20 protein-coding genes are annotated in these 23,405 nt (G+C 44.2%); 1 reads left to right on the forward strand and 19 read right to left on the reverse strand.

Annotated features, from left to right (window positions below; genetic code table 11):
• The 13 genes from BLCOC_RS27070 to BLCOC_RS27130 form a co-directional block, all read right to left on the reverse strand.
• Entirely contained in the window at positions 1 to 876 is an 876-nt protein-coding gene (locus BLCOC_RS27070) for a carbohydrate ABC transporter permease (protein WP_018594767.1), read from the reverse strand.
• 78 nt (positions 877 to 954) lie between these two features.
• On the reverse strand, positions 955 to 2,337 hold the full coding sequence (locus BLCOC_RS27075; RefSeq protein WP_115623956.1) for an ABC transporter substrate-binding protein: 1,383 nt from the start codon (positions 2,335 to 2,337) through the stop codon (positions 955 to 957).
• Positions 2,338 to 2,778 (reverse strand): PPC domain-containing DNA-binding protein, encoded by a 441-nt coding sequence (locus BLCOC_RS27080; RefSeq protein WP_029471045.1) that lies wholly within the window; start codon positions 2,776 to 2,778, stop codon positions 2,338 to 2,340.
• A gap of 184 nt (positions 2,779 to 2,962) precedes the next feature.
• Entirely contained in the window at positions 2,963 to 4,549 is a 1,587-nt protein-coding gene (locus BLCOC_RS27085; RefSeq protein WP_029471044.1) for a response regulator transcription factor, read from the reverse strand.
• Positions 4,542 to 6,311, reverse strand: coding sequence for a sensor histidine kinase (locus BLCOC_RS27090; protein ID WP_029471043.1), 1,770 nt, complete (start codon positions 6,309 to 6,311; stop codon positions 4,542 to 4,544). The genes BLCOC_RS27085 and BLCOC_RS27090 overlap by 8 nt, the downstream gene beginning before the upstream one ends.
• A gap of 261 nt (positions 6,312 to 6,572) precedes the next feature.
• Positions 6,573 to 7,559, reverse strand: a complete 987-nt coding sequence (locus tag BLCOC_RS27095) for a C-terminal binding protein (protein WP_115623957.1) — start codon at positions 7,557 to 7,559, stop codon at positions 6,573 to 6,575.
• A gap of 15 nt (positions 7,560 to 7,574) precedes the next feature.
• Entirely contained in the window at positions 7,575 to 9,002 is a 1,428-nt protein-coding gene (locus BLCOC_RS27100; RefSeq protein ID WP_029471041.1) for a sodium:solute symporter family protein, read from the reverse strand.
• Positions 9,003 to 9,029: 27 nt separating this feature from the next.
• On the reverse strand, positions 9,030 to 11,126 hold the full coding sequence (locus BLCOC_RS27105) for an acetate--CoA ligase family protein (RefSeq protein WP_115623958.1): 2,097 nt from the start codon (positions 11,124 to 11,126) through the stop codon (positions 9,030 to 9,032).
• A gap of 28 nt (positions 11,127 to 11,154) precedes the next feature.
• Complete coding sequence (locus BLCOC_RS27110) at positions 11,155 to 11,685, reverse strand: 2-oxoacid:acceptor oxidoreductase family protein (RefSeq protein WP_029471039.1); 531 nt, start codon at positions 11,683 to 11,685, stop codon at positions 11,155 to 11,157.
• The gene (locus BLCOC_RS27115) at positions 11,682 to 12,428 is read right to left on the reverse strand and encodes a thiamine pyrophosphate-dependent enzyme (protein ID WP_081732787.1); all 747 of its coding nucleotides are present in this window, start codon (positions 12,426 to 12,428) and stop codon (positions 11,682 to 11,684) included. Before BLCOC_RS27115 ends, BLCOC_RS27110 begins: the two co-directional genes overlap by 4 nt.
• A 6-nt stretch (positions 12,429 to 12,434) precedes the next feature.
• Positions 12,435 to 13,490, reverse strand: a complete 1,056-nt coding sequence (gene vorB / locus BLCOC_RS27120) for a 3-methyl-2-oxobutanoate dehydrogenase subunit VorB (protein ID WP_115623959.1) — start codon at positions 13,488 to 13,490, stop codon at positions 12,435 to 12,437.
• A gap of 11 nt (positions 13,491 to 13,501) precedes the next feature.
• Positions 13,502 to 13,702 carry a 4Fe-4S binding protein gene (locus tag BLCOC_RS27125; RefSeq protein WP_018594778.1) on the reverse strand — a complete coding sequence of 67 codons (201 nt, stop codon included), beginning with the start codon at positions 13,700 to 13,702 and terminating at the stop codon, positions 13,502 to 13,504.
• A 26-nt stretch (positions 13,703 to 13,728) separates the two neighbouring features.
• On the reverse strand, positions 13,729 to 14,997 hold the full coding sequence (locus BLCOC_RS27130) for an MFS transporter (RefSeq protein ID WP_115623960.1): 1,269 nt from the start codon (positions 14,995 to 14,997) through the stop codon (positions 13,729 to 13,731).
• Positions 14,998 to 15,410: 413 nt separating this feature from the next.
• On the opposite strand from BLCOC_RS27130, the gene BLCOC_RS27135 reads away from it, so the two are divergent.
• Entirely contained in the window at positions 15,411 to 16,136 is a 726-nt protein-coding gene (locus BLCOC_RS27135) for a FadR/GntR family transcriptional regulator (RefSeq protein ID WP_029471036.1), read from the forward strand.
• 73 nt (positions 16,137 to 16,209) lie between these two features.
• Here the strand turns inward: BLCOC_RS27135 and BLCOC_RS27140 are convergent, their stop codons facing one another.
• The 6 genes from BLCOC_RS27140 to BLCOC_RS27165 all read right to left on the reverse strand — a co-directional run bounded on the left by BLCOC_RS27140 (position 16,210) and on the right by BLCOC_RS27165 (position 23,343).
• Positions 16,210 to 17,832, reverse strand: coding sequence for a helix-turn-helix domain-containing protein (locus BLCOC_RS27140; protein ID WP_242999013.1), 1,623 nt, complete (start codon positions 17,830 to 17,832; stop codon positions 16,210 to 16,212).
• Between the two features lie 336 nt (positions 17,833 to 18,168).
• Positions 18,169 to 19,476 (reverse strand): ABC transporter substrate-binding protein, encoded by a 1,308-nt coding sequence (locus tag BLCOC_RS27145; protein ID WP_131918339.1) that lies wholly within the window; start codon positions 19,474 to 19,476, stop codon positions 18,169 to 18,171.
• A 31-nt stretch (positions 19,477 to 19,507) separates the two neighbouring features.
• The gene (locus BLCOC_RS27150) at positions 19,508 to 20,161 is read right to left on the reverse strand and encodes a GDSL-type esterase/lipase family protein (protein ID WP_115623962.1); all 654 of its coding nucleotides are present in this window, start codon (positions 20,159 to 20,161) and stop codon (positions 19,508 to 19,510) included.
• 6 nt (positions 20,162 to 20,167) lie between these two features.
• Positions 20,168 to 21,010 (reverse strand): carbohydrate ABC transporter permease, encoded by an 843-nt coding sequence (locus BLCOC_RS27155; RefSeq protein WP_115623963.1) that lies wholly within the window; start codon positions 21,008 to 21,010, stop codon positions 20,168 to 20,170.
• Positions 20,991 to 21,902, reverse strand: coding sequence for a carbohydrate ABC transporter permease (locus BLCOC_RS27160; RefSeq protein WP_115623964.1), 912 nt, complete (start codon positions 21,900 to 21,902; stop codon positions 20,991 to 20,993). The genes BLCOC_RS27155 and BLCOC_RS27160 overlap by 20 nt, the downstream gene beginning before the upstream one ends.
• 118 nt (positions 21,903 to 22,020) lie before the next feature.
• Positions 22,021 to 23,343, reverse strand: coding sequence for an ABC transporter substrate-binding protein (locus tag BLCOC_RS27165; protein WP_029471031.1), 1,323 nt, complete (start codon positions 23,341 to 23,343; stop codon positions 22,021 to 22,023).
• Positions 23,344 to 23,405: the final 62 nt, after the last annotated feature.

Consider the following 23,405-nt stretch of genomic DNA (forward strand, 5'->3'; position numbering starts at 1 on the left):
CTATCCTTTAATAGCGCCTGCGATCATACCCTTTTCAATTTTCTCCTGTGCAAATGCATAGAATAAAATGGCCGGTATGATCGAGATCATGATTCCCGCTGCCAACTGTGTATATTCCGAGTTATACTCTGTGATAAATCCCATCAAGCCATTGGGCAATGTCTTTTTAGACGGGTCACTGATCAGCAGCATGGAGATCAACAATTCATTCCATGAGGACAGCACAGTCAATATCGAGATTGTCACCACTCCGTCCTTAGAAAGAGGAGCTATGATTTTGAAAAATATATTCGCAGTGGAACAGCCGTCAATGATCGCACATTCTTCCAGTTCCCTGGGCAGCGCAGACATAAAACCTTCCAGTATAAATATTGATATGGGAACCCTGAAAGCTCCATAAACCAGTCCCAGAACCTCCAGACTGTTATTCATGTTCATATTTCCAACCATGGTATAGATCGGAATTACCGTAGAGTGAATAGGAATCATCATTCCGGCAATAAAAAACATATATAATATCTTTTTTCCTTTAAACTTAAACCTGGACAAAACATAACTGACCGGTGTGGATAAAATGATCGTGAGTATAACTGCAACTGCAGTTGCCCTGACACTGCTCAGCATATAAAGAGGAATCTTCGATCCTGTCCAGGCTATCATGTAATTTGAAAATTCCCAGACCTTTGGCAAGCCCCATGTATTTTTCGCAAGGTCTACACGTGATTTAAAGGATGTAAAAAATAACCACATAAGAGGTAAAACCACAAGAACTGCTGCGATCGTCAAAGCCAAATACACTAACGTTTTTGTTTTTGGATTTTTGATCACTGTTACACTGTCCTGCTTAAAATTATCTTTTTTCTTTTTTCCAATCATTTTTACAACCCTTCTCCTGAATACCGGCTGCTGTGAGACAGCCGGTACTCATGAAATAATGTCAACTACTTTTAGTGATCACTGATTTTTTAATGATGCCGCATAATCCTCAGCCGCTTTCTGCACTTCATCAACTGCCTGCTGCACATCTAATTCTCCGGTTATGATACCCGGAAAAGCTGTCTGTTTGATAGCGAGGTCAACTGCCGGAGGGGCAATACCATCCATGGAAGGAATATAACTGTCAGCCGCATGGAATGCTTCTATCATTTTATTCATGATTTCTGAACAGGTGGTGCGGTCATATTCAGCCACGCCAGGATATACCTGACCGCCCTCTTCCATAAGCGGGATTCCGAAATCAGGAGAACAGATAGCTTTTGCAAGTTCAACACACAGTTTTTCCTTTTCCGCATCGTTTCCTGCCTTTACCATCACGCCGATAAAGCATCCGCCCACTCTTGTGTCAGGATTGCCATCTGCACAGTCAGTCATAACAGGCCAGTCAAGTCTGTCAAGCTTTTCAAGAAATTCCGGGCCGCCGGCACTCTCAAAGTTACCAACCTTCCAGGCTCCCTCGTAATACATAGCTGCCTCTTCATTGGCAAACATCTGATCTGCCTCTGTGGCACTCATTCCCATCACGCCGTTGGGAAACGCGCCCGCGTCAACCATCTCTTTGAACTTCGCGACTGCTGTGGGGAATCCTGTAGATTCGTCGTTCCAGTTTGTTAAGTCATCCCCGTAGCAGAGACTCCTGAAATTGTCCAGGCCGCCGCTTCTCACAAGAAATGCGGAAGCCATCCAGGCAAATCTGCTGTCTTTACCCCCGGTGACAAGCGGGGTAATCCCGGCTTCCTTGATCTGAGGGATCAGGGCCATAAATTCATCCCATGTCTTGGGAGCTGTCCATCCGTGTTCATCGAACATGGCCTTGTTATAGTAAAGTCCATCAATACTTGCCTCCAGAGGTGCCAGCAGAATCTTGCCGTCAGTCTCTGTCAGCGCTTCGAGAACAGGATCTGCGAACCACTGGTGCCAGTCAGGATCTTCTTCTACAATGTCTGCCCAGTCAATGATAAGGCCGTCTTTAATAAACTCTCGGGCATAACTCTGGGGACACCAGGAAACGTCCGGCATATCTCCTGAGGCTGCCTGAACGGTCAGCTTGGTACGGAGATCTCCTGTGGAAAGTGCATCATGTTCGATTTTCACATTGGGATGTTCTTTTTCAAAATCCGCTATTAATTCTGCTATGTTGTCCTGCGCTACAGAACCCTGTGTCCACGTTGTTGAGAGTTTGATCTCAATCTGATCTCCTGAATCTTTGTTGCTTTCAGATGTCTTTTCCTCTGATCCTTTTTCCGATGAAGAATCCCCGCATCCTGCCAGCATAGTTGATGCTGCCAGTATTCCTATCATTGATACCGCATACATTTTCTTTAAGAATCTTTTTCTCATCTAATTTTCCTCCTCCTTTTCCACTATCATCCCGATATTGTCTTCATTCTTTTCTCTGGTGAGTGATACTCCTTTCAGTTCAACCAGGGATACTTCTCCAAGATAAAGCACCTTTGTCCCAGGCTCCAGATGCCCTGTATAGGATTTTTCCACATCAGAGACCACCATATGAAAATGTGCTTTTCCGTCCAACACCATTCCCTGTAATGATGCCAACTCCATTGGCTTTTCCAATGTCACAAATTCATCTTCCGGCTCTCTTCCTGTCCCCACGACACGATGCAGCACTACTTTCTGCAGGGAACCGATGGCGCTTGTCAAAAGCGCGTTTTTTATCCCGCTCCTTTTTAGTTCCTTTTCAATCGTTTCAAGCAGCAGGTCGTCCCTCTTTAAATTCAGAATCATAAATCTTCCAAATTCGTACCCCATGTACTTTTTCATACCTTCCGTCCTTTCTTATAAAATTGAATGTTTGAATTTCATGAGACAAGTATAACAAAACAAGAGGGCCGGCAAAAGCGACCCTCTTGTTATTTTGTACACTATTTTTATGAAATAATAATATTTTATATGCTATTTACCCATCTTCATTCAGAGTTCTAGAAATATTTTCAGGAAATAGGAATTATTTTCTTTCCATATATTCTTTTGGTGTACATCCTGTATATTTCTTAAATACCTTGGCAAAATAACCGGCATTCTCGTACCCCAGCTTAAAGGCCACCTCATATATCTTAAGACGCTGTTTCATTAACAACTGCTGCGCCTCTGCAATTTTCACCTTATTGATATAGTTGGCTACGCCTATGGGTTCATATTTGGAAAATGTGGTGCTCAGATAACCAGAACTGATAAACAACACTTGGGCCAGTTCTTTCAAACTGATATTATCATACACATGTTCCCGGATATATTTTTTTGCCTCCCGTACGATCCTCTCCTGTTCGTTATCTCCCTGTTCTGAAAAAAATTGTCTGATGTTTGAAGTATAGTTGTTAAACACTTCGATAATTTCCGCAATAGTATCCGAGTGATATAGTTTCTTCATCAAATCATTCAGATTACCGCCGCTGAAACTATTTTGCCAGTTCTGTTTCAGATACTCCTCCATAAGACACATAAATCTTGTACACAGAAAGGCGGCACTGTCTAGTTTAACATGTTTCCCTCTTATCTCCTCTACAATTCTTTTTGTAGACTGTTCCAACTCGTCCAGATTCAAAGTTTCACAGATACACGCAAGCTTTTCCGCACTAAAAAAGTTATTTGCTATCTCTCCTGTTTTCAATGTATCTGTCTCCATAGTATCCTCAAAAGAGACCACTTTGCCATAGCCATCTCTTGCCAGGATATTTTTTATGGATTTTGCCTGCAGATATGCTCCCTTAAAATTTTCATACCCTGTAACACTTCCGCTGATCCCTATAGACGCCTGAATATTGCTGTACTGCATGAGCATATCAATAATTGCCTCCGACATAAAATTCAGATCACTGTTTACATCCTCCGCCCCCTCCTCAGAGAGAAAGATCAAAAACTCCCCTTTCTCCCACTGCGTACAGTAGGAATCAAAAAATTCTCTGCTGATATCCTTGATCAGTTTACATATAGTCTCCAGATAAATCTTCTTCTCCGTCTCTTCCTTGGTGCTGATCAAATGATGAACATTTGATACTATGTACACAATACGCACGGGTTTATTTTTCCATCCCAGGTCAAAATCACTCTGTTCCATTAACAGGGATTCCCCCAGAAGTGCCTTTTTTAAAAAGGCTTTCCGTAGCTCCTCTGTCTGCCAGACGGAGGGTTCATTCTTCCAGTCTGTTTTTCCTTTATTCTTGAGTTCCTGTTTAACGGTTTCCAGCATGTCCAGAAGTATTTCTCTGTTTAGTTTTAATTTCAGAAGATAATCCTTAGCCCCAAGCTTCATGGCTTTCTTTACAAGCTCAAACTGGTCATAGCTGCTCAGCACAACAAAAATGGGATCCAGATGATTTTCCTTCACTTTCTGCATCATCTCTATTCCGTCCATATCCGGCATAATAATATCTGTTATCACCAGATCAGGCTTTGTTTCCGTTATCAGGGACAATCCTTCACTTCCGGTGGAAGCATCGCCCTCAATTTGAAACCCTTCATCTTCCCAGTTGAGCATAGACCGAAGCCCCAGCTTTACCAGGGTTTCATCATCAATAAAAACCACTTTAAACATTGTCTTCACCTCTTTTGACTTCAAATGGCAGCAATACACTTACTAATGTATATTTATTTAACTCACTCTCATAAGAAAGACCATACTGCGGACCATACAAAATCTGTATTCTTTCCTGGATGTTCTTAACACCTATTTTATTATAATGTACTTGATTCTCGTTGTTGCATTCAAATAACTGTCTGATTTCTTCCTCGGTCATTCCTATCCCATTGTCCCGAATAAGGATCTGAAGATTATCTCCCCTGCGCCGGGCGCTGATATGAATAAGTTCCATCCCTCTTTTTCCTTCAAATCCGTGTAAAATCGCGTTTTCTACAAGGGGCTGCAGCAAAAATTTTATGATTAGGCTGTTTTCACATCCCGGTTCAATGTCATACTCTGTTCTGATCAATCCCTTTTTTCTTATCTTTTGAAGATAGACATAGCGTTCGAGCAGTTCAAATTCTTTCTCTATTGTAATTTTATCATCTACGCCTTTGCTGACTTCCTTTAACAGTTCACCAAAGCTTTCCACCATAATATATATACTGTCTGCCGCTTGGAGCTGTGCCATGATTTTTATGGAATTCAGTACATTATATACAAAATGAGGATTGATCTGGCTTTGAAGGGTTTTATATTCCAGCTCTTTCTTCATTGCCTCCTCTTTCCGAATCTGTTCCATAAGCGAATCCACACTCTGTGATAGCATATTGATCCCTTTGCCTAAAGTTCCGATCTCATCATCGCCCTCTAAGGTTTTATCAACGGAAAAATCACCTTTTGATATTAACTTCATTCGTTTTGTTATATTTGAAATGGGTTTAGTCAGGCTATTCGAGAGCAGACTTGTCAGTGAAAAAATAACCACCAGCATGATCAAAATTACCATTAGAGTTGATTTTTTCAATATATCGCTCTGACTTTGGAAGACTTTATAATTGATCAACTGAATAATCTCCAGTCCTGAATAATCCGAATAATCTTTTACCGCAAACCATTTTTGGTCATCATAGCTTATGGCCTTATCATCGTCCCAGACAGATACCATATCCGAGATATCTGTTCCGAACAATTCAGGCTTACTGCTGTAAATACAATTTTTATCTTTATCACAGATGATCAAAATATCATCGCTGGACAACTCATAATCCTTCACCACATCCTTTATGATCGATGGTGATATGGATACAAAGAGCCAGCCTACATTTTTACCGGTATATGTGGAAATAAGCTGCCGTACAAATGGAATCTGATACTTAACCTGACTTACCGGCGAATCATTATGTATCATGGACTCCCATTCAACAAAATTATTGTACTTATCTTTTTTGAACCAATCCATCTCCGTAAGCTCGTTTATATTTATGTAATCCGCATCTTCCCCATATTTTATTACATTTCCATTATTTCCTTTGATCACAATCCCTCGTATATACCGGGAAATAATATCGTTATCTAGATAAAGTGAGATATCCCCAATTGCATCCACCAAATCCCCGTCCAGATTATAATAATCTTTTGTGGAAACATACTGCCTGGTCAGAACCTTTGTAATCTTGTTGTCAAAATATATTTTATCCGAAAATTCTTCACAGCGCATAAGCATCCTGTTCATGTTACTCTGTATATAATCAATGTTCGAGCTAACATTCTGAATAATCTGACTTTCCTGAAAATTATAATTGGTATAGTAATAATAACCACAAATTATAATGATGACAGATAAAAAAGCAAAAGAAAAATAAGCGATCAGTTTTCCTTTTATTGTTTTTAACACGTGTATCTCCCCCATAACGTCAAAAGGTATGAACATCCGGCTTTCAGACGATTCCATATAAAAAGTACAGTTTTTCCATATTCTTTATTTTTTCAATTATCATACCATATAATCCTTATAATTTACAAATTATTCTCAATAATTATGTCGAATATTGTCATATTCCAAAATTTTCCATTCTTTTTAATAGCTGAAAAAGGACCTATCCTTAATTTGTTTAAGGATAAGCCCTCTCTCACTCTTTTTTTATACCTCAATCTTTCATCCTAATCCCACTCCGTTCACTACCCGGTTCGCATCCTTATATTTCCCTTCTAGACAGCGAAGCACATTCTCCGCAGGTATTTTGTAAAGCAGATATTCCGTAGTTGTAGAATAAAACGCACTGTGAGGTGTGATGATCACATTCTCCCTGCCCACCAGCGGGTTTGTACTCATATCCGGCGTTTCGGAGGAAAGCACATCCAGCCCGGCTCCGCTCACCATATTGTGATCCAGAGCATATACCAGATCCTGTTCATTGACAGCGCCTCCTCTGGCCACATTCAGTAAGATGGGACATCTTTTCATCTTTTTAAATTTTTCCAGATCAAACATCCCCTGGTTTTCAGCGGTGAGGTTCATATGGATTGTGATCACATCGCTTTCTTCCAGAAGCCCGTCCATTGATACGGGTTCTGCTCCCAACTGCCGGATCACATCATCCGGAATATAGGGATCATAAGCCAGAATGTTCATGCCAAAGCTTTTAGCCCTTTTTGCCACCGCTTTCCCAATCTTCCCAAATCCCGCAATGCCGAAATTCAGTCCTTCTATTCTCTTTAAACCGGGTTTTGCATTATAGATCCATGCCTTGTCTTTCTCTACACTTCTCTCATATGTCTTCAGTCCTTTAAGAAGAGCAAGGGTCAGCAAAATTGTATGGTCCGCAACTTCCTGCGTACAGTATTCCCCTATTGCGCAGACAGCGATCCCCTTTTCTCTGGCATACTCTATGTCCACATAGTTCCAGCCGGTTGCCTGTATGGATATGACTTTACACTTTTGCAGACCGTCAATGATCCTCCTGTTGATCCCCACATATCCCACCAGGATCGCGTCCGCGTCCCGGCACTTTTCTATAAATTCATCTTCTGTCTCTTTTGTATAAACAGCAAGTACCAGTTCTGCATCCTCCGGGAATACCGATTTTTCTATACTCAGATCACGATCCGCTGATTCCGGATATTCTGCAATGATAATTTTCATAGTCTCTCCGCCTTTCTATGATAAAAAATGGTTGATTTTTTCTTTCTCCTCCTGACTCTGCTCTCTCAATAGGGACAGGGAGAAGAATACAAGTGCCGACACCAGAAGTCCCGGCCATAAAGCGTCAATGCGGAACACAGCACCCCAGCCCTGGTATTGCCCGATATACCAAAAAATAACCGTTATCATGGACAACGTCATGCTGTAAAATGCTGCCTTTATACTTGCCCTTCGCCAAAAGAATCCAAAAAATGTAGGGATAAAAAGCCCTGCGGACAGGAAGGTAAAGGTGATAAGGAGAATATCCATAATATCCGGATTGAGCCAGGCAAACAAAAGACTGATTCCCCCTATAAAAAGGGAGCTGACTGTCCCCAGACGTACAATGGTCCTGTCCTTTGCCTTAGGATTGATATATCTCTGATAAATATCCCTTGTCACATTGGCTGATGCCGTTAAAATAGCAATATCCGCGGAGGACATGATCGCTGCAAAAATACCTGTGATGACCAGCCCTTTTATACCGCTTGGAAATGTCATGAGGATTAGCTGTATCAGAGAGTTACTTCCCTTCGGAAGATCCGGTATCAAGACCTTTGCCGCCAGTCCTTCATACGTGGCGCACAGCGCGATGGGCAGTATACAGAGGGCTGCGATAAGCCCGCCTTTTTTAGCTGTCCGCGCGTCCTTTGCCGCCATACATCTGGTATAGCTGTCCATTGTAGTAAAAAAGGACAGAAGTGTGGACAGCGCAAACGCTATAATAGTGGGCCATCCCCAGGCTCCCACGTCAAAATAACTGTCAGGCAGAACCCTAATGGCATCCACACCGCCGATAGCTTTGGTGGCAAAGGGAACCGCGATGATCACCCCGATCAGTAAAAGCCCTACCTGCACCCAGTCTGTGTAAGTGACTGCCAGATACCCTCCCAGTGCCGTATAAAGAATTAATACGATTGCCGCAACTGTAAAGGATATACCGCTTCCCCACCCGGTGATGGTGTTTAATATCACACCGCTTGCCACCAACTGGGAGGCAGTGACCCCGATCATACCGATCAGCGTACATATGGTAGAGATAAACCTGCATCTGTGATCATACCGGCTCTCAATGAAATCCGGGTATGTAAGATTCTCCAGATGATCTCCTATCTTTTTTACCTTTTTTGAAAAAATAAGAGAAAACAACCCACATCCGACTGCCAAAATCCCTACATACCATATGGCAGTGATTCCCATATCGTATGCTTTGGTGGAGGTGCCGATCACAGAAGCTCCGCCAATCCAGCAGGAAATCCACAGACAGGCAATAGATAATGTGCCCAGTTGTCTGCCCGCCACATAATATGTCTCCATACTGCTCTGTTTCCGTGACGTATAGATACCAATGCCCAACATCATCACCATATAAAGTACCACAAAACAGATATCTATTCCCTTCAAGGACTACACCTCCATCCACAGCGGGATTCACTCCTCTAAAACCACTAAAGCGTCTGCAACGCCTGTTCCCTGCCCTTCTTCATAAACAAACAGCGGATTGATATCCAGCTCGCATAACTCATCTTTATGAGCTTCGGCAAAATCAGATACGGAAACCATCATCTCCACAACTGCATCAATATCCCTGGCCTTTGTACCCCTGCAGCCTTTCAGCATTTTATAGGATTTCAGTGCCTCCAGCATCCGGCGTGCCTCCTCTTTGTTCAAGGGAATGGGATACAGGGAGCTGTCTCCGAACACCTCTACAAAGACACCGCCAAGTCCTGCCAAAAGCATAGGACCAAATTGTGCATCCCTTTTTACCCCCAGAATCAGTTCCGTTCCCTGGGGCATCATATTCTGCATAAGCACGCCATTTATTTTTGCATCGGGCGCCCTGTTTTTTACATTTTCCAGAATCGTCTCATAGGCACTGACTGCTTCCTTCTCATCTCTTATGTTCAGGACAACACCGCCCACGTCGGATTTATGCAGAATGTCATCAGATTCGATTTTCATGACTACAGGGAATGTGACATTTTCTGCCTGAGCAAAAACTTCCTCTCTGCTTGTGACTATGACACCCAATTCCAATGGAATTCCGCTCTCTTTCAGCATCCGTTTGCTTTTTACTTCACTCAGAGCCTTTTTGCGCCCCCCTGCTTTTTTATGGGGTACAGCCAATGACAGCTCTCTTTTTGTACAGTCATATGCAATATATTTTGAGAGATGGCTGAGCGCTGAGAACGCATACTTGGGACTTGGAAGGATAGGTACTCCTATCTCTCTGAATTTTTCTGCCACGTCCTGATTTCGTGTACCCTCAATAAACGGCAGGATCGCTATGGGCTTTGTATACCCCTGCTCCACTACTTTTTTAACGCCGTTATATATATTGTAAATAGTTGGGTCTGACACTACAAGCTGTATTGTGATCCCGATAAGCACCATCTCAATATTCGGATCATCCATGACTGTCTTCAGCCCCTCGGCATACAAATCACTGTCATAGCACAGGGCTGCAGTCATATCCAGAGGATTGCCCGGGGTACAGAAGGATGGCAGCATGGATCTTAACTTTTTAAGAGTCTCCTCCTCAAAATCAGGGTAATAAATCCCGAAAGAACTGCCCATGTCCGCACAGATACCCGTCTCTCCGCCTGATATATTCATAGATGCAAAAGCAGCTTTGGCAGGCAGTTTCTTTAATGTAGAGAGAAGAAGTGCTGTGGACATCAGTTCCTGCATATCATCTGCCCGGATGACTCCGAATTTATCAAAAACAGCATCATATGCCCGGTCAGAGCCTGCCAGTGCTCCCGTATGGGAGGCGGCAATCTTTCCCCCCTTTTCACTTCTGCCGCCTTTTTGAATGACGATGGGCTTTCTTTTCTCAGCAGCCCTTTTCAGACAGTCGGCAAAATGCTCTGCATCCTGCACACCTTCCATGTAAATGGCGATGACCGTGGTATTCTCATCCTCTACCAAAAAGTCCAGGTAATCCTCCAGTGTCACAATTTTACCGTTTCCGATAGAAATGGCGTAAGAAAATCTCATATCACCGCTGTCCATAAGATTTATGCAGAACTGACCGCTCTGGGAAATGAATCCGATACTTCCTTTTCTATCCCTCTTCTCCACAGGAAACGCAAAAGAGATCACGTCATCCACATAATTATTGAACCCTCCGCAATTCGGCCCCAAAACCGCTATATCCAGTTCCTTAGCCAGCGCTTTCAGCTCTTCCTCCGCCTCTTTTCCCTTCTCATCACCTGTCTCACTGTAACCACTGGCGAAGACAACAGCACCTCCGCAGCCTTTTGTTTTTGCTTCCCTGAGCAGACCGCATACTGTTGCCTGGGGAGTACAGATGATCGCCAGCTCTATCTCATCATCAATCTCTGATAAACTTTTATAACATTTTCTGCCCAGCACGGTATCCCTGCCGGGGTTTACAAAATACACCCTGCTCAGATCTTTTCTGTACTCCAGAATGTTTCTGCAGGTATCCCCTCCGAATCCTGATTTCTCGCTGGCACCTACAACAGCAAGGGACCTGGCCTTCAGCAGTTTATTTAGATCCATATATTCACCTGCTTTCTGTGAAACACATTTACACAGCTTTTACTCCTGCATCAAAACAAAGGGCATTCTTTGGATTTACCTTCCCTTTTTTCGCAAAATACTCATCAATGGAATGCTTCATAAAATTCTTCTCAAACAGTCCTGTTTCTTTGCAGAGCGCCCCAAGCATAACTATATTGGTGCCCTTGGGATTTCCGAGACCCGATGCGATCTCCGTAGCCGGTACTTTTACCACCTTGATATCGTCTCTGAATATCCGTGTCTCATCTAGAAGCGAGCTGTTTGCCACAAGGACAGCCCCCGGTTTCATAGTCGGCTCAAATTTATCAATGGCCACATCATTCATGGAAACCAGAATATCCAAATGCTTCGCATAAGGGCTTGCAATCTCTTCCTCACTTATCTTCACATTACAATTGGCAGTTCCCCCTCGCATTTCGGAGCCATAAGAAGGATACCATGTAAAATATTTGCCTTCCTGCATACCACAGTAGGCCAGAATCATTCCGGTTATCAATACACCCTGACCGCCAAATCCCGCACAAATAATTTCTGTCATTCTTCTTCTCCTTTCTTATCTACGAATTCTCCTACTTTATAGTAGGAAAGGGTCTTCTCACGAATATGTTTCAGGCTGTCCACCGGCGATAATCCCCAGTTGGTGGGACAGGGTGCCAGAATTTCAACCAGACAGAATCCTTCGTTGTTCAACTGCTTTTCAAATGCCTTTTTTATGTATTTTTTTGCCTTGACTACTGCTGCCGGGCTGTCAAGAGATGCACGGGCAAGATACGCAATATCAAATTGTCCAAGAGCTTTTACTACGTCAAACGGCTCCCCCTGCTTTTGGGGGTCTCTCCCCTTTGGTGAGGATGTGGTCTTCTGTCCGATCAATGTGGTAGGCGCCATCTGGCCGCCAGTCATGCCGAACACACCGTTATTCATAACGATAACCACAACATTATCATTGCGCAGCGCCGCATGCATAGTCTCAGCCATACCAATGGCATATGCAGCCCCGTCACCGATATAGGCAACAGATAATTTATCTTTCCGGACCTTCTTCACGCCGATGGCAACCACCACAGGCCTGCCGTGGGCTGCCATAACCGTATCAAATCTCCAGGTATCCATATTTAAGGCTCCGCAAGCTACATCTACGGTGGGGATAAAATCCTGCTGTAAGCCCATTTCATCTATGATCTCCCCTATTAGTCTGGCCGCGATCCCATGCCCGCAGCCGGGACAAAATGAGGTTGGTCTGAAGGTAACTGTTTCCGGTGCTTTTAATTTCACTGACATAACCCCCTATCTCTCTATCATTTCTTTGGCAATTTCGATTATCTTATCACTCTCAGGCACATCAAAGAACGTGCCGTAAAATTCTATGGGATATTTCGCGTCTGTAGCCAGCTTGATATCATCTACCATCTGCCCCAGGATGTTCATTTCCACACTGATGAATCCTTTAAAATCTTCTGACAGGTTTTGGAATGCCTTTACAGGATACGGCCACAGGGTGATTGGACGGATAAGCCCCAGCTTTAATCCCTGTTTTCTTCCGTTTCTGACAGCTTCCTTGGCTACTCTTGAGGAAATTCCATAGGCCACCAGTATGATCTCAGCATCCTCTGTCCGGATACTCTCCCACCGCTGTTCATTGTCTTCTATGGTTTTATACTTGTTCCGGAGATAATCCTCATAATCGGGGTGTCCATAGAAACATACATTCGATATGATCCTCTGCTTGTCTCCCGGCTTGCATCCTTTTACTGACCAGTCAAATTTATCAATATTATCCTCTTTCATCTCCTGAAAGCATACTGCCTCCATCATCTGTCCGATAGCCGCATCTGATGCAATGATCACAGGATGGAGGTATTTGTCTGCCAGATCAAAGGCATCACCGATCAGGTCTGCACTCTCCTGTACACTGTTGGGCGCAAGAACAATTGTCCTGTAGTCGCCATTGCCTCCGCCTCTGGTAAGCTGCCAGTAATCCCCCTGTCCCTGGGCGATATCCCCCAGACCATTGCCGATCCTCATTACATCGATCAGAACAGCCGGAAGATCTGCCGCGCACAGATAAGAGATGCCTTCCTGTTTTAATGCAAACCCCGGTCCTGCAGAGCTTGTAAGCACTCTCGCTCCTGCAGAAGCCGCTCCATAGAGCATATTGACTCCTGCCAGTTCAGATTCTGTCTGTACAAACTCTCCTCCCACTTCATCCATTCTCCAGGACAGATACTCCAAGATCTCTGTCTGAGGCGTAATGGGATATCCGCTGTAAAATCTGCAGCCCGCACGCAGTGCTGCTTCCGCTAAAGCTTCATTTCCTTTCATCATGACTTTTTCCGCTGCCATTGTCTTCCCTCCTATTCCAAAATTTCAATCACGCAGTCCGGACACATACGGTAACACATTCCGCACTGTATACATTTTTCCTCATCGGCCACCACAATACTGTATCCCTTTTTATTCAGTTTACCCGGCTGTGACAAGGCTCCCTGCTTACAGGCATCGACACAGTATCCGCATCCTTTGCAGCGTTCCACGTTCAGTTTCAGTTTTTGCATAATATCCTTCCTTTCCGGCAAAATTTTTATCCTTGGTTTACAGTTAACTTTTTATTGGCTGATCTCCTGTTTGACAACACCATGGCAAGTGCAGCTATCACTCCCACCACACACAATCCAATGAGGAAATTAAATATATACTGATATCCCGTATTTCCGTATTTGTCCAGCCAACTGCCCAGAAGCGGCGGCAGAAAAGTATCCGGTATATTAAAACCGATAATAGACGCCACTGAAATAGCTGTTCCCGATATCTCCGGCGGAATCTGTGCCTCTCCAATGGTAGCCCACATAGTACCTCTTGCCATAAAACATACCGTTGCCAGGATCAGAGACAATACTGTGAGCACTGTGATCAACTCACTGCCGCCCTTTGCGTTCGCTATATAAATCACTGCTGCCGCCATGATCACATAACACCCAATGGCCAGTTTAGACGGAGAGTGAAGCTTATCAGCGATCACACCGCCCACAGGACCTCCCAGGATCTTAAGACCATAACTCCTGAAAATAGCCAGGACACCGCTGAAGGTAACTGCCGCCCCGAGAACGTTGGTAAAATAAGGTGTCAAAAAGGACTGGCTGCTAAAGAATCCGTAACTGCAGAACACGATAATACAACTGAGGTAAAGCTTCGGCAGCTTAAATACTGCAAATGTTTCTTTAATACTTACCTGCTTTCTCTCTTCTCCTCTTTCATCTGTGGAAGTAATATTCTCATCATAGAGCCACCATACAAGTAAACCGCCGATGATACACATAAATCCCATACTGGCCACTGCCCCTTTAAGCGCTGATGTGGAGTTGTCAAACCTTGAGAAAACATACAGTGCCACGAAATTGCCGATGGTGGCCGACAACCCGCACACACCTTCCCAAAATCCATATGCCCTGCCCTGTTCATCCTCAGGCGATATCAGTCTGACAGCCTTCAGAATAGCTGCCCAAAATGCTGTAACACCTGCAATGGCCGATACGATCCAAGTAATCATGGCACACGCGTAATTCTTCATTGTAAACATGAAGAAAAAACATATGATACCATTCAAAAACGCGCTGCCCACAATAATTCCTTTTGTCTTAAACCTGTCGGCGATCCATCCGCCCGGAAGCAGCCCCGCTGTACTGACAATGGTATAGACTGTAAGCAGCAAACCCAGTTTCGTATTGCTCACTCCCATTCCGTCGATCATCGCGTCGTAAAATACATACTTGATATATGGAAGATTAAACATCGTGCCATATACCAGCCCCAGCGCAGTAATTGCAACATAACGTTTCACTCTGCTGTTCATGCTTTAACTCCTTTCGTATTTATTACATTTTCGGGAACCATTATTTGTATTCCATAGTAACTGTGCAGCGGCCTTATGCTCACAGGCAAAAAACCATGCAAAACCGCAGTTACAATTCATTACAATTCATTATCTTGACGATATTTCTGAACAATTTACTTTTCTCATTGTTCATATTATGATATTGTAATATTGTCATACAAATTTATTATGGTTATAAACTACCACAGAAAATGTCATATGTCAATTGAATTTATGCATTTTCCCTTGTTAACTTATTAACCCATTTGTTATAAGTGCTTTATTATTTTCATTGATTGTGGTAAAATTATAACAATTATACAAAACACAGGCGTGAACAGCCTGCCTTTTTTAATAAATCATGTAATAGATGCACAAAATCGGAGGATACTATGTTTGACGTTATCGGGAACAAAAAGAATTATGAATATATTGTAGAACAGATCAAGGATATGATCATTGACGGAAAACTAAAAGTTGGAGAACGACTTCCAACAGAGAAGGAACTGTCGGAGAATTTCGGAGTGAGCCGTACTTCTGTAAGAGAAGCGCTGAAAGCACTTGAAGTTATAGGAATCTGTGAAAGCCGCCAGGGGGGCGGAAATTTTATTGTAAATAAGGTACAGGAGAGAACCACCAATAACCTTTCCTTACTGTATACTCTGAATAATGGGAAAATTGACGATCTGATTCAATTGAGACGAGGTATTGAGTCTGAATCCATCAGAAATATCATTGAGGAGGGGAATGAAGAGGTGATCCGGGAACTGGGGGAGATCATAGAACATTACAATGCCAGTACCACCTCACAAGAGCGGACGGACTGGGATCGTCAATTTCATGCCAAGATCATTGAATCCTCGGGAAATATTATGTTTATCTTTCTGCTCAATGCTCTGTCCTACCTCTATAACCTTAATATATCACTGGTTTCCAAAGTGATCGAGGATGCCTATCCCACGGATTTTCTGGTTCAGGAACACAATGAATTATATGAGGCCATAAAAACCAGGGATCTTGATCTGGCCAGAAAATGTATTGATGAACATTTTTCCTTTACAGATGACGACCGGGATGCGCTGAATGTCCTGCAGTCCATAGCAAAAAATCCCCTGTAAGTATGATCCAGTAAAAAACAAAGCGGGAACCCACTAAAATCTATGGGGTTCCCGCTGTTTTTCCGCAGCTTATCTATCCTTCGCTGTGCTCTCCAAACAATACCTTTACTGCTCCCATTCCGCAGTTAATATCAAAGAAGTTTTCAGCACTTGTATTCACTTTATAAGAACCGCCCATGCCGCCGAACTGGTTATCGCCCACTCTGACATCGCCCATTCCCACCTTGACTCTATAGCCATATTCAGAAGGTGACACAAGGCTGGCCGCGATCTCTCCCATGCCGCAGTCCAGTTTACATCTGCCCCGAAGCTGGCCTTCCAGCATAACTTTTCCCATGCCGCACTTCACCTTTGCGGCACCGCTGTAGTAGTCAGCCAGTATGATCTCACCGGCTCCCAGGTCCAGACTGCTGGCATCTGTGAGGATTCCTCTGCCCACAAGCTTGCCTGCGCCCAGTTTTATTTTCACATCTTTAAAGTGATATCCTCTGGGGATGATAATGATCACTTTCCTCTCCGAGAAAATATTGGTGATATTGCTTAGTAAGAACAAATCCTTATACCCTCTGTCTTTGATCTTCCAGACTCCGTCCCTCACCTCTTCCCTGCAGTCGCCATTGGGATAGCAGGACAGATCAAGGGCAAACTCATCTCCCTCGCGGATTATGGCATCTGCCATGCCGATATCAATGTGAAGGGAATGGATCATCACATTATTTTCACGGAAAACCTTTCTGACTTCCAGCGTACCGTTCTTCCAGTCCTCCTGCCACTTCCTCCTGTCGGAATCACTCTGCCGGTATCCGCTCTCAGTCTTATTCCCCTGTTCGCCTTGCCCAAACTGGCTCCGTGTTTCGGCCGCGTCTTCTTTACCTGTATGTTCTTCTGCCTTACCCTTCTGCCCGGCTTCATCTTCTGCTCTTTCTACACTTTCCGGCCGGATTCCATCCTCTGATTTAGCTGCACTATCTGACCTGGCTGCATCCTCTGATTTTGTTCTCCCCTCCGGCCCGGCTCCATCCTCTGACTTTACTGCACCCTCCGGTATGGCTCCATCCTCCGATTTTACTACACTTTCAGGCTCGGCTCCATCTTCTGATTTTGTTCCACCCTCCGGCATGGCTTCATTCTCTGATTTTGCCACGTCCTCCGGCATGGCTCCATTCTCTGATTTTGCCACGTCCTCCGGCATGGCTCCATTCTCTGATTTTGCCACGTCCTCCGGCATGGCTCCATTTTCTGATTTTGCCACGTCCTCCGGCATGGCTCCATTTTCTGATTTTGCCACGTCCTCCGGAACGGTCTGCCCTTTTTCATTTGTACCCTCTTCCGGTCTTATCTGCCATTCAACTTCAGCCTGCCATTCCAGCCTGCCCAGTCCCAGTGTCTCTTTAGATGCTTCTGCTGCCTCCTCGCCTGAAGACATTCCATATCCCGTAAGCTGACCGCCGGCCAGCAGCACATCTGTGCTGACTCCGAATATATCCGCCAGAGGAACCAGCATCATAATATCCGGGCAGGAGAGTCCGCTCTCCCATTTGCTTACAGCCTGTGCAGAGATCCCCAGTTTTTCAGCAAGCTGTGCCTGAGTAAGTTCTTTCAGCTTTCTTAAAAATGAAATTCTGTCTCCAAATGATTCCGGGAGGCGGATATTTGCTGTTCTCTTATTTGTATTCTCATCCATATTTTCACCCATTCAACTTTCCTGATTACAGTTTTACAGTTTGGCTTTACTCAACATTTATTCAGCATTAATATTGCAGTTGTGATCATAATTCTCACAACTATACAAGGTTAGGTTTATCTGATAAAACGGCGCGTCGTCTTGTTTAAGATACTAACAGCATATCTGGAATCTGTGTGCATTTACAAGCAACCGTCAGTTGTTTTTTCGATTTTTTCGATAATTCAACCATTGGTTGTTCCCGTTTCATCACTTATTATATCAAAGGAATGGATTAATAGAAAGAATATCAAGCAGATTGCCGTTCAATATATGCAATACACATTTAAAAAAACAGCAGACGGATGCTCACCATCCATCTGCCGTCTCTTCTGTTTCCCCACACAATCCTCTCACAAACTGCTCCTGTGTTATAATCCCTTCCCCAAGCTCACCGGAACTTTTCATGAACATCTCAGCTCTGCGCCGGTCCAGATAAAATTCCCAATACGGCATCCGGTTGTGCGCAGAATTTGCAATACTCCTTATCTGCCAATAAACATCATCCTTTGGATCTTTTGCATCGCCTGTATCCCACACCGGAATCCCTGCCCCGCTTTCGTATAATTTCCCGGCGAAATTCTGCAGTACCTCTTCCAGTGCCTGAACTGTCTCTTTTGGATATTCCGCTGCCCTATTTACAACAAAGATATCGCTGATCCCTCCCAGCACCTCTCCCTGGCTGTGCGTGCCGGGAAACAAGACTGCAGACAGCTTCCCATGTAAGGGATTGTTCTCCCTCACTATATTTCCGGTGAAATCGCTTTTTGCCAAGTACATAGGTATCTTACTCAGATAAAAATCATTCTCCACATCCTGCGTGCTTCTTGAAAATAAAGGTTCTCCAAAAGCCCCCATATCCCGGAGCCGGCAAAACTTATCCACGCCGGCGGCAAAAGCGGCGGTCTCCTCCTCTGTTCCTTTCTGACTGAGTACCTTTGCGCAGGTTTCACTTCCCGCCTCACTTACGCATATACTCTCCAGATAGAGCCTGAATCCGGTATCCGCGTCACCGGAGCAGGCAAAGGGTGTGATATCCCTGGCAAGAAATTCCCGGCATACCTCCAGCAATTCTTCCCAATCTGTAGGAACCCGGCACCCGTACGCCTCAAACATATCCTCGTTTACAAATAAAACAGCTATGCTTTCAGAAAATCCCAGACCATAGATCCCGCCTTCATAAGTCATACTCTCCAATACATCCGCATGAAGCCTGCTGCCCGTGTCATCTGACAAAAATTCATTCATTTTTAACAGCTTTCCGGAACTGACTGCCCCCCGCAGATAACTGTCCCCAAAACAAAAATAAATGTCCGGTGTATCATTGGAAGCAATGGCCGAGGGCAGTTTTTCTCTGTAAAGTTCCATCTCTGTCCCTTCTGCCTGAATCTGTATCCTGTCATGTGTCTCGTTATACTCCTCCACTGCCTCAAGGAACGATTTTTTATATGCCTCCCCTTCATTCTCCCAGGGATGCCACAGCCGTAGATTTATCATCGTCTGTTCATCTCTACTGCTGTCGTTCTCCAGCTTTGGAAAAAACCTGAGGAAGAACACGGTTATCACTGCCAATAGAAATAAAAACCCCAATAAAAAAATTTTCTGCCATCTTTCCACCTGCTATCACCCATGTTGTCCTTTACTGAACTCAAATTTTCAGTATCTTTTTAATATATTCCGCCGCTGCCTTTCCCAGATTGCTGTGCCCCTTACTGCTCAGATGGATACAGTCTTTCACGGATACCTCCGCAGCGCTGCCCGCATCCATTAGATATACTCCTTCTATATCCTTTAAAGCGGTCTCATAGGCTCCATACAGAGCTTTACTTTTCCTCACAGATTCCTCATCATACATACCGTAAAAATCAGACCCTGCAATCTCATCCCGCACCGGTGGCGGCGCGATCACCAGTACCTGGGGTGTTTTTCCAACCCAGTATGCCTCCCGGTTACGAGCCATTCTTACCAGGTTTACCATACCTGCTGCAATCTCTTTCACACTGGGCGTAAATATATGGCGGACATCATTTGTCCCCAGCATGAGCACCACCAGATCCAATGGCTGATGACTCTGCAGACTGCAGTTTAAAAACTTTCTTCCATTTCGGTCAGGTGAGGTGGGGTCGTCAAACATGACAGAGCGCCCACAAAGCCCCTCCTCAATGATCTTTGCCTTTCCCTCCAGACACTTCTGTAAAACTCCGGTCCATCTCACATCATCTTCATACCGGAAGTTTTCCCCGTCAGGTTCAGGATTATGCCCCCATGTATTAGAATCGCCATAACACAATATTCGTTTCATACCTCTTTATCCTTTCACAGCTCCTAATGTCATTCCTTCTATAAATTTATCACTTGCAAAAATAAATGCAATAAGCAGAGGGATAAAACTTATCATAGACGCTGCCATTATGGTTCCCGTCAGCGTTCCGTTTAAATCCTTCATGGAGGCAATTCCCAGAGGAAGTGTCTTCATCATAGTCTCATTCACGGTGATCAGAGGCCAGGTCAGGCTTCCCCACTGCTGCGTAAAATTGAAGATTGCCAGAAGGCTCAACTGCGGTACCGTTATGGGCAGCACGATCTTAAAAAATGTTCCATAATTACTGCACCCGTCTATCTTTGCCGCCTCCAGAAGAGAATCCGGAATATCCTTCATAAACTGTGTCATCATATAGACTCCGAAAGCACTTGCCACACCCGGGAAGATCAGGGACTTATATGTATTAACCCATCCCAGCTTAGAGACAATGAGAAACAGCGGGATCAATGTGGTCACACTGGGAATGATCTGCGTGGCCACAACCACATTAAACAAAACCCGGGATCCGGGAAACTTTCTCTTTGCAAACGCGTACCCGGCCATGGATGCCACCAGCACTACCAGCACCGTATTACTGCCCGCAACAAATATACTGTTCAGCATCCAGCGCAGATAAGCCCCGCTCTGCATTTTCAATACCTCTGTATAATTACTCAGAGAGCCTCCGCTGGGCCAGAACTTCGGCGGATAACTGATTATAGCATTAGTATCCAGCATAGAGGATACAATAAGCTGCCAGAATGGAAACGCGATGATGACCACCAGCAAAAGCAGCATAAACGCTTTCAGAAAGGAAAAAACTCTTTTCTTAACCCTGTATCTGTTCATACTTTTTCCCCCTTCTCTTGCTCTTATCCCTTTCACCTAAAAGCAGATTTTCAAGTCCATATATGAGCAGGATCACAAGCAGAAATACAAGCGAGGCTGCTGCCCCGAATCCCACCCTGTAATATTTAAAGCTGTACTGGTATATCTCGTAAATGACAGTCTGTGTGGCTCCCAGCGGTCCTCCGTTTGTGAGCATATACACAGATTCAAATATCTGGAACTGCCAAATCGTATTCATAGTCACGCACAGAATGATAGCGTTTCTGATAAGGGGAAGAACCACATAGATAGTCTCCTGCACCACATTAGCCCCATCGATCCTGGAGGATTCCAGACAATCCGCAGGAAGTGAACGCATTGCCGACATATAAACAAAGACAAAAAAGGTTCCGCCCTTCCAAAGTTCCAGTATCATAACTGCCATTTTTGCACTGAACCTGCCGTTCAGCCAACTGATAGGCTTCATGCCCAACACCTGAAACAACATATTCAGAGGACCGTTATTTGATAAAATATAAGAGATCAGAACACTGGCAACCACCATGGATATCAGCATGGGAAGAAAATAAACAACTTCACACGCATGGCTCAGCCTTGTTTTTTTCTTGATCAGAAGTGCAAAAAATATTCCAAGGAACTGGCTCACCGGAACTTCTATGAGCATATAAATAAAGGTGTTTTTAAACGCGTTCTGAAAATCCGGTGTCTGCAGAACATCCTTAAAGTTCTTCAGCCCTACCCATTCAAACTGTGCCTGCAGAAAGTTACCGTCATGCAGGCTGAGATAAAATACATATCCTATAGGTACTATTGTAAAAACAATGAAGAATACCGCAAACGGCAGTAAAAAGCTATAGGACACAGCATATTCTTTCCATTTTCTTTTATTCATAATAAATACACCATCCTCCCAAACGGCAGAGGGGCCTTTGCAATGCAGATTCAATCCCTCACTGCAAAAACCCCTCTTTCTATCCGGCCTTTTAAAGACCAAAACTCAGTTCCGGAACTTATTCTCCGCTGATCGCCTTCATGGAATCATACATGGCCTGGATGGCATCTGCAGGTGATTTCTCACCCCTTGCAACATTTTCGTACATGATCTTCAGATTCTGAAGCATTGCATTGGCATAATCAGAAGCCGGGCTTACCTGAAGCTTCTTGATCCCTTCTGCCGCAACAGCCATAATTTCATCCCCTTCATACATCATGTCATTGGTAGCAAGCTGCGGTGAGAAGAAACCGACTTCTGAGAGATATATTTTCTCAACCTCAGGTCTTGTAATGTATTCAACAAATTTCCATGCCTCATCCGGATATTTTGTCTGGCTGGAGATGGAGAGCATACCAATGTTGGCAAAATTCCATTTGGCGTGCTCCTCATCGCTGGCCGGTCCTTTTGGAAGGGCAAATGCTCCCAGATTAATATCCGAAGCCTCTTTGATTATATTTGTATAATGTATCTGCTGCGGGAACATTGCAACCTGTCCATTATAGAAATAAGCCCGCTCCTCATCTCTGTTGGTATATTTCTCCAAGGGGAGGACTACCTGATCCTCATGATAGAGCTGATCAAAGAAAGTCAGTCCTTCTACACCCTGGTCATTATTAAATCCGATATTTGTCAGGTTTTTATTCCACATATCAGCTCCGGCCTGAATAATATAACTCAAAGGCTGCCAATAGTCATCCATCTCATACATCATGCCCCACTGGTCAGTCTCGCCGTCACCGTTCTTGTCCTGGGTGAGCTTTTTAGCAGCTTCCCTCAGCTCCTCCCATGTCTCAGGCACCTTAGTAATTCCCGCCTCCTCAAACATATCCTTGTTATAGAACATAACTGAGTTCAATGCCACAAACGGTATACCCATTAGTTTTCCGTCATGAGAACAATATTCCAGGGCGGATTCCGGATAACCGGATAACTTTTCCTCATCTGCATAATCATCAAGAGACAGAAGATATCCATTCTTGGCATAAAGCGGGAACTGCTCTGTCTGGAAACTGATATCAGGGCCGCTGCCTGCTGAGAATGCCGCAGTTTCTTTCTCTACAACAGAATCCCATGCAACATTCAGGAATTCCACCTCAATATCGGGATTTTCTTTGTTGAAGTCCTCGATCATACCGGCCCATATGTCATCTTCCCGGTCTGAATGGGGGGATTTCCAAAATGTAAGCTTTACCTTTTCCCCGGACTTCTTATCAGAAGCCTCTTCACTTTTATTCTCTTTGCTGTCTGAGGATCCGTTTCCTCCTGCATTGCCGCCGCAGCCTGCCAACAGGCTCATTACCATACCTGCGCATAAAAGAATTGCCATTTTCCTCTTCATTTTCTTTTCCTCCTGATACATACTATAGCTTCTTATGGCTTATCGCTTGCTACGGTTACAGT

Origin of the sequence: Blautia coccoides (assembly GCF_034355335.1) — a bacterium.
GTDB classification, from domain to species: domain Bacteria; phylum Bacillota; class Clostridia; order Lachnospirales; family Lachnospiraceae; genus Blautia; species Blautia producta.

Bases quoted from the DNA above. Each gene is read 5' to 3' on its own strand.
- BLCOC_RS27070 (WP_018594767.1), bottom strand. From the start codon at position 876: ATGATTGGAAAAAAGAAAAAAGATAATTTTAAGCAGGACAGTGTAACA.
- BLCOC_RS27075 (WP_115623956.1), bottom strand. From the start codon at position 2,337: ATGAGAAAAAGATTCTTAAAGAAAATGTATGCGGTATCAATGATAGGA.
- BLCOC_RS27080 (WP_029471045.1), bottom strand. From the start codon at position 2,778: ATGAAAAAGTACATGGGGTACGAATTTGGAAGATTTATGATTCTGAAT.
- BLCOC_RS27085 (WP_029471044.1), bottom strand. From the start codon at position 4,549: ATGTTTAAAGTGGTTTTTATTGATGATGAAACCCTGGTAAAGCTGGGG.
- BLCOC_RS27095 (WP_115623957.1), bottom strand. From the start codon at position 7,559: ATGAAAATTATCATTGCAGAATATCCGGAATCAGCGGATCGTGATCTG.
- BLCOC_RS27105 (WP_115623958.1), bottom strand. From the start codon at position 11,126: ATGGATCTAAATAAACTGCTGAAGGCCAGGTCCCTTGCTGTTGTAGGT.
- BLCOC_RS27110 (WP_029471039.1), bottom strand. From the start codon at position 11,685: ATGACAGAAATTATTTGTGCGGGATTTGGCGGTCAGGGTGTATTGATA.
- BLCOC_RS27115 (WP_081732787.1), bottom strand. From the start codon at position 12,428: ATGTCAGTGAAATTAAAAGCACCGGAAACAGTTACCTTCAGACCAACC.
- vorB (WP_115623959.1), bottom strand. From the start codon at position 13,490: ATGGCAGCGGAAAAAGTCATGATGAAAGGAAATGAAGCTTTAGCGGAA.
- BLCOC_RS27125 (WP_018594778.1), bottom strand. From the start codon at position 13,702: ATGCAAAAACTGAAACTGAACGTGGAACGCTGCAAAGGATGCGGATAC.
- BLCOC_RS27130 (WP_115623960.1), bottom strand. From the start codon at position 14,997: ATGAACAGCAGAGTGAAACGTTATGTTGCAATTACTGCGCTGGGGCTG.
- BLCOC_RS27135 (WP_029471036.1), top strand. From the start codon at position 15,411: ATGTTTGACGTTATCGGGAACAAAAAGAATTATGAATATATTGTAGAA.
- BLCOC_RS27140 (WP_242999013.1), bottom strand. From the start codon at position 17,832: ATGGGTGAAAATATGGATGAGAATACAAATAAGAGAACAGCAAATATC.
- BLCOC_RS27150 (WP_115623962.1), bottom strand. From the start codon at position 20,161: ATGAAACGAATATTGTGTTATGGCGATTCTAATACATGGGGGCATAAT.
- BLCOC_RS27155 (WP_115623963.1), bottom strand. From the start codon at position 21,010: ATGAACAGATACAGGGTTAAGAAAAGAGTTTTTTCCTTTCTGAAAGCG.
- BLCOC_RS27160 (WP_115623964.1), bottom strand. From the start codon at position 21,902: ATGAATAAAAGAAAATGGAAAGAATATGCTGTGTCCTATAGCTTTTTA.
- BLCOC_RS27165 (WP_029471031.1), bottom strand. From the start codon at position 23,343: ATGAAGAGGAAAATGGCAATTCTTTTATGCGCAGGTATGGTAATGAGC.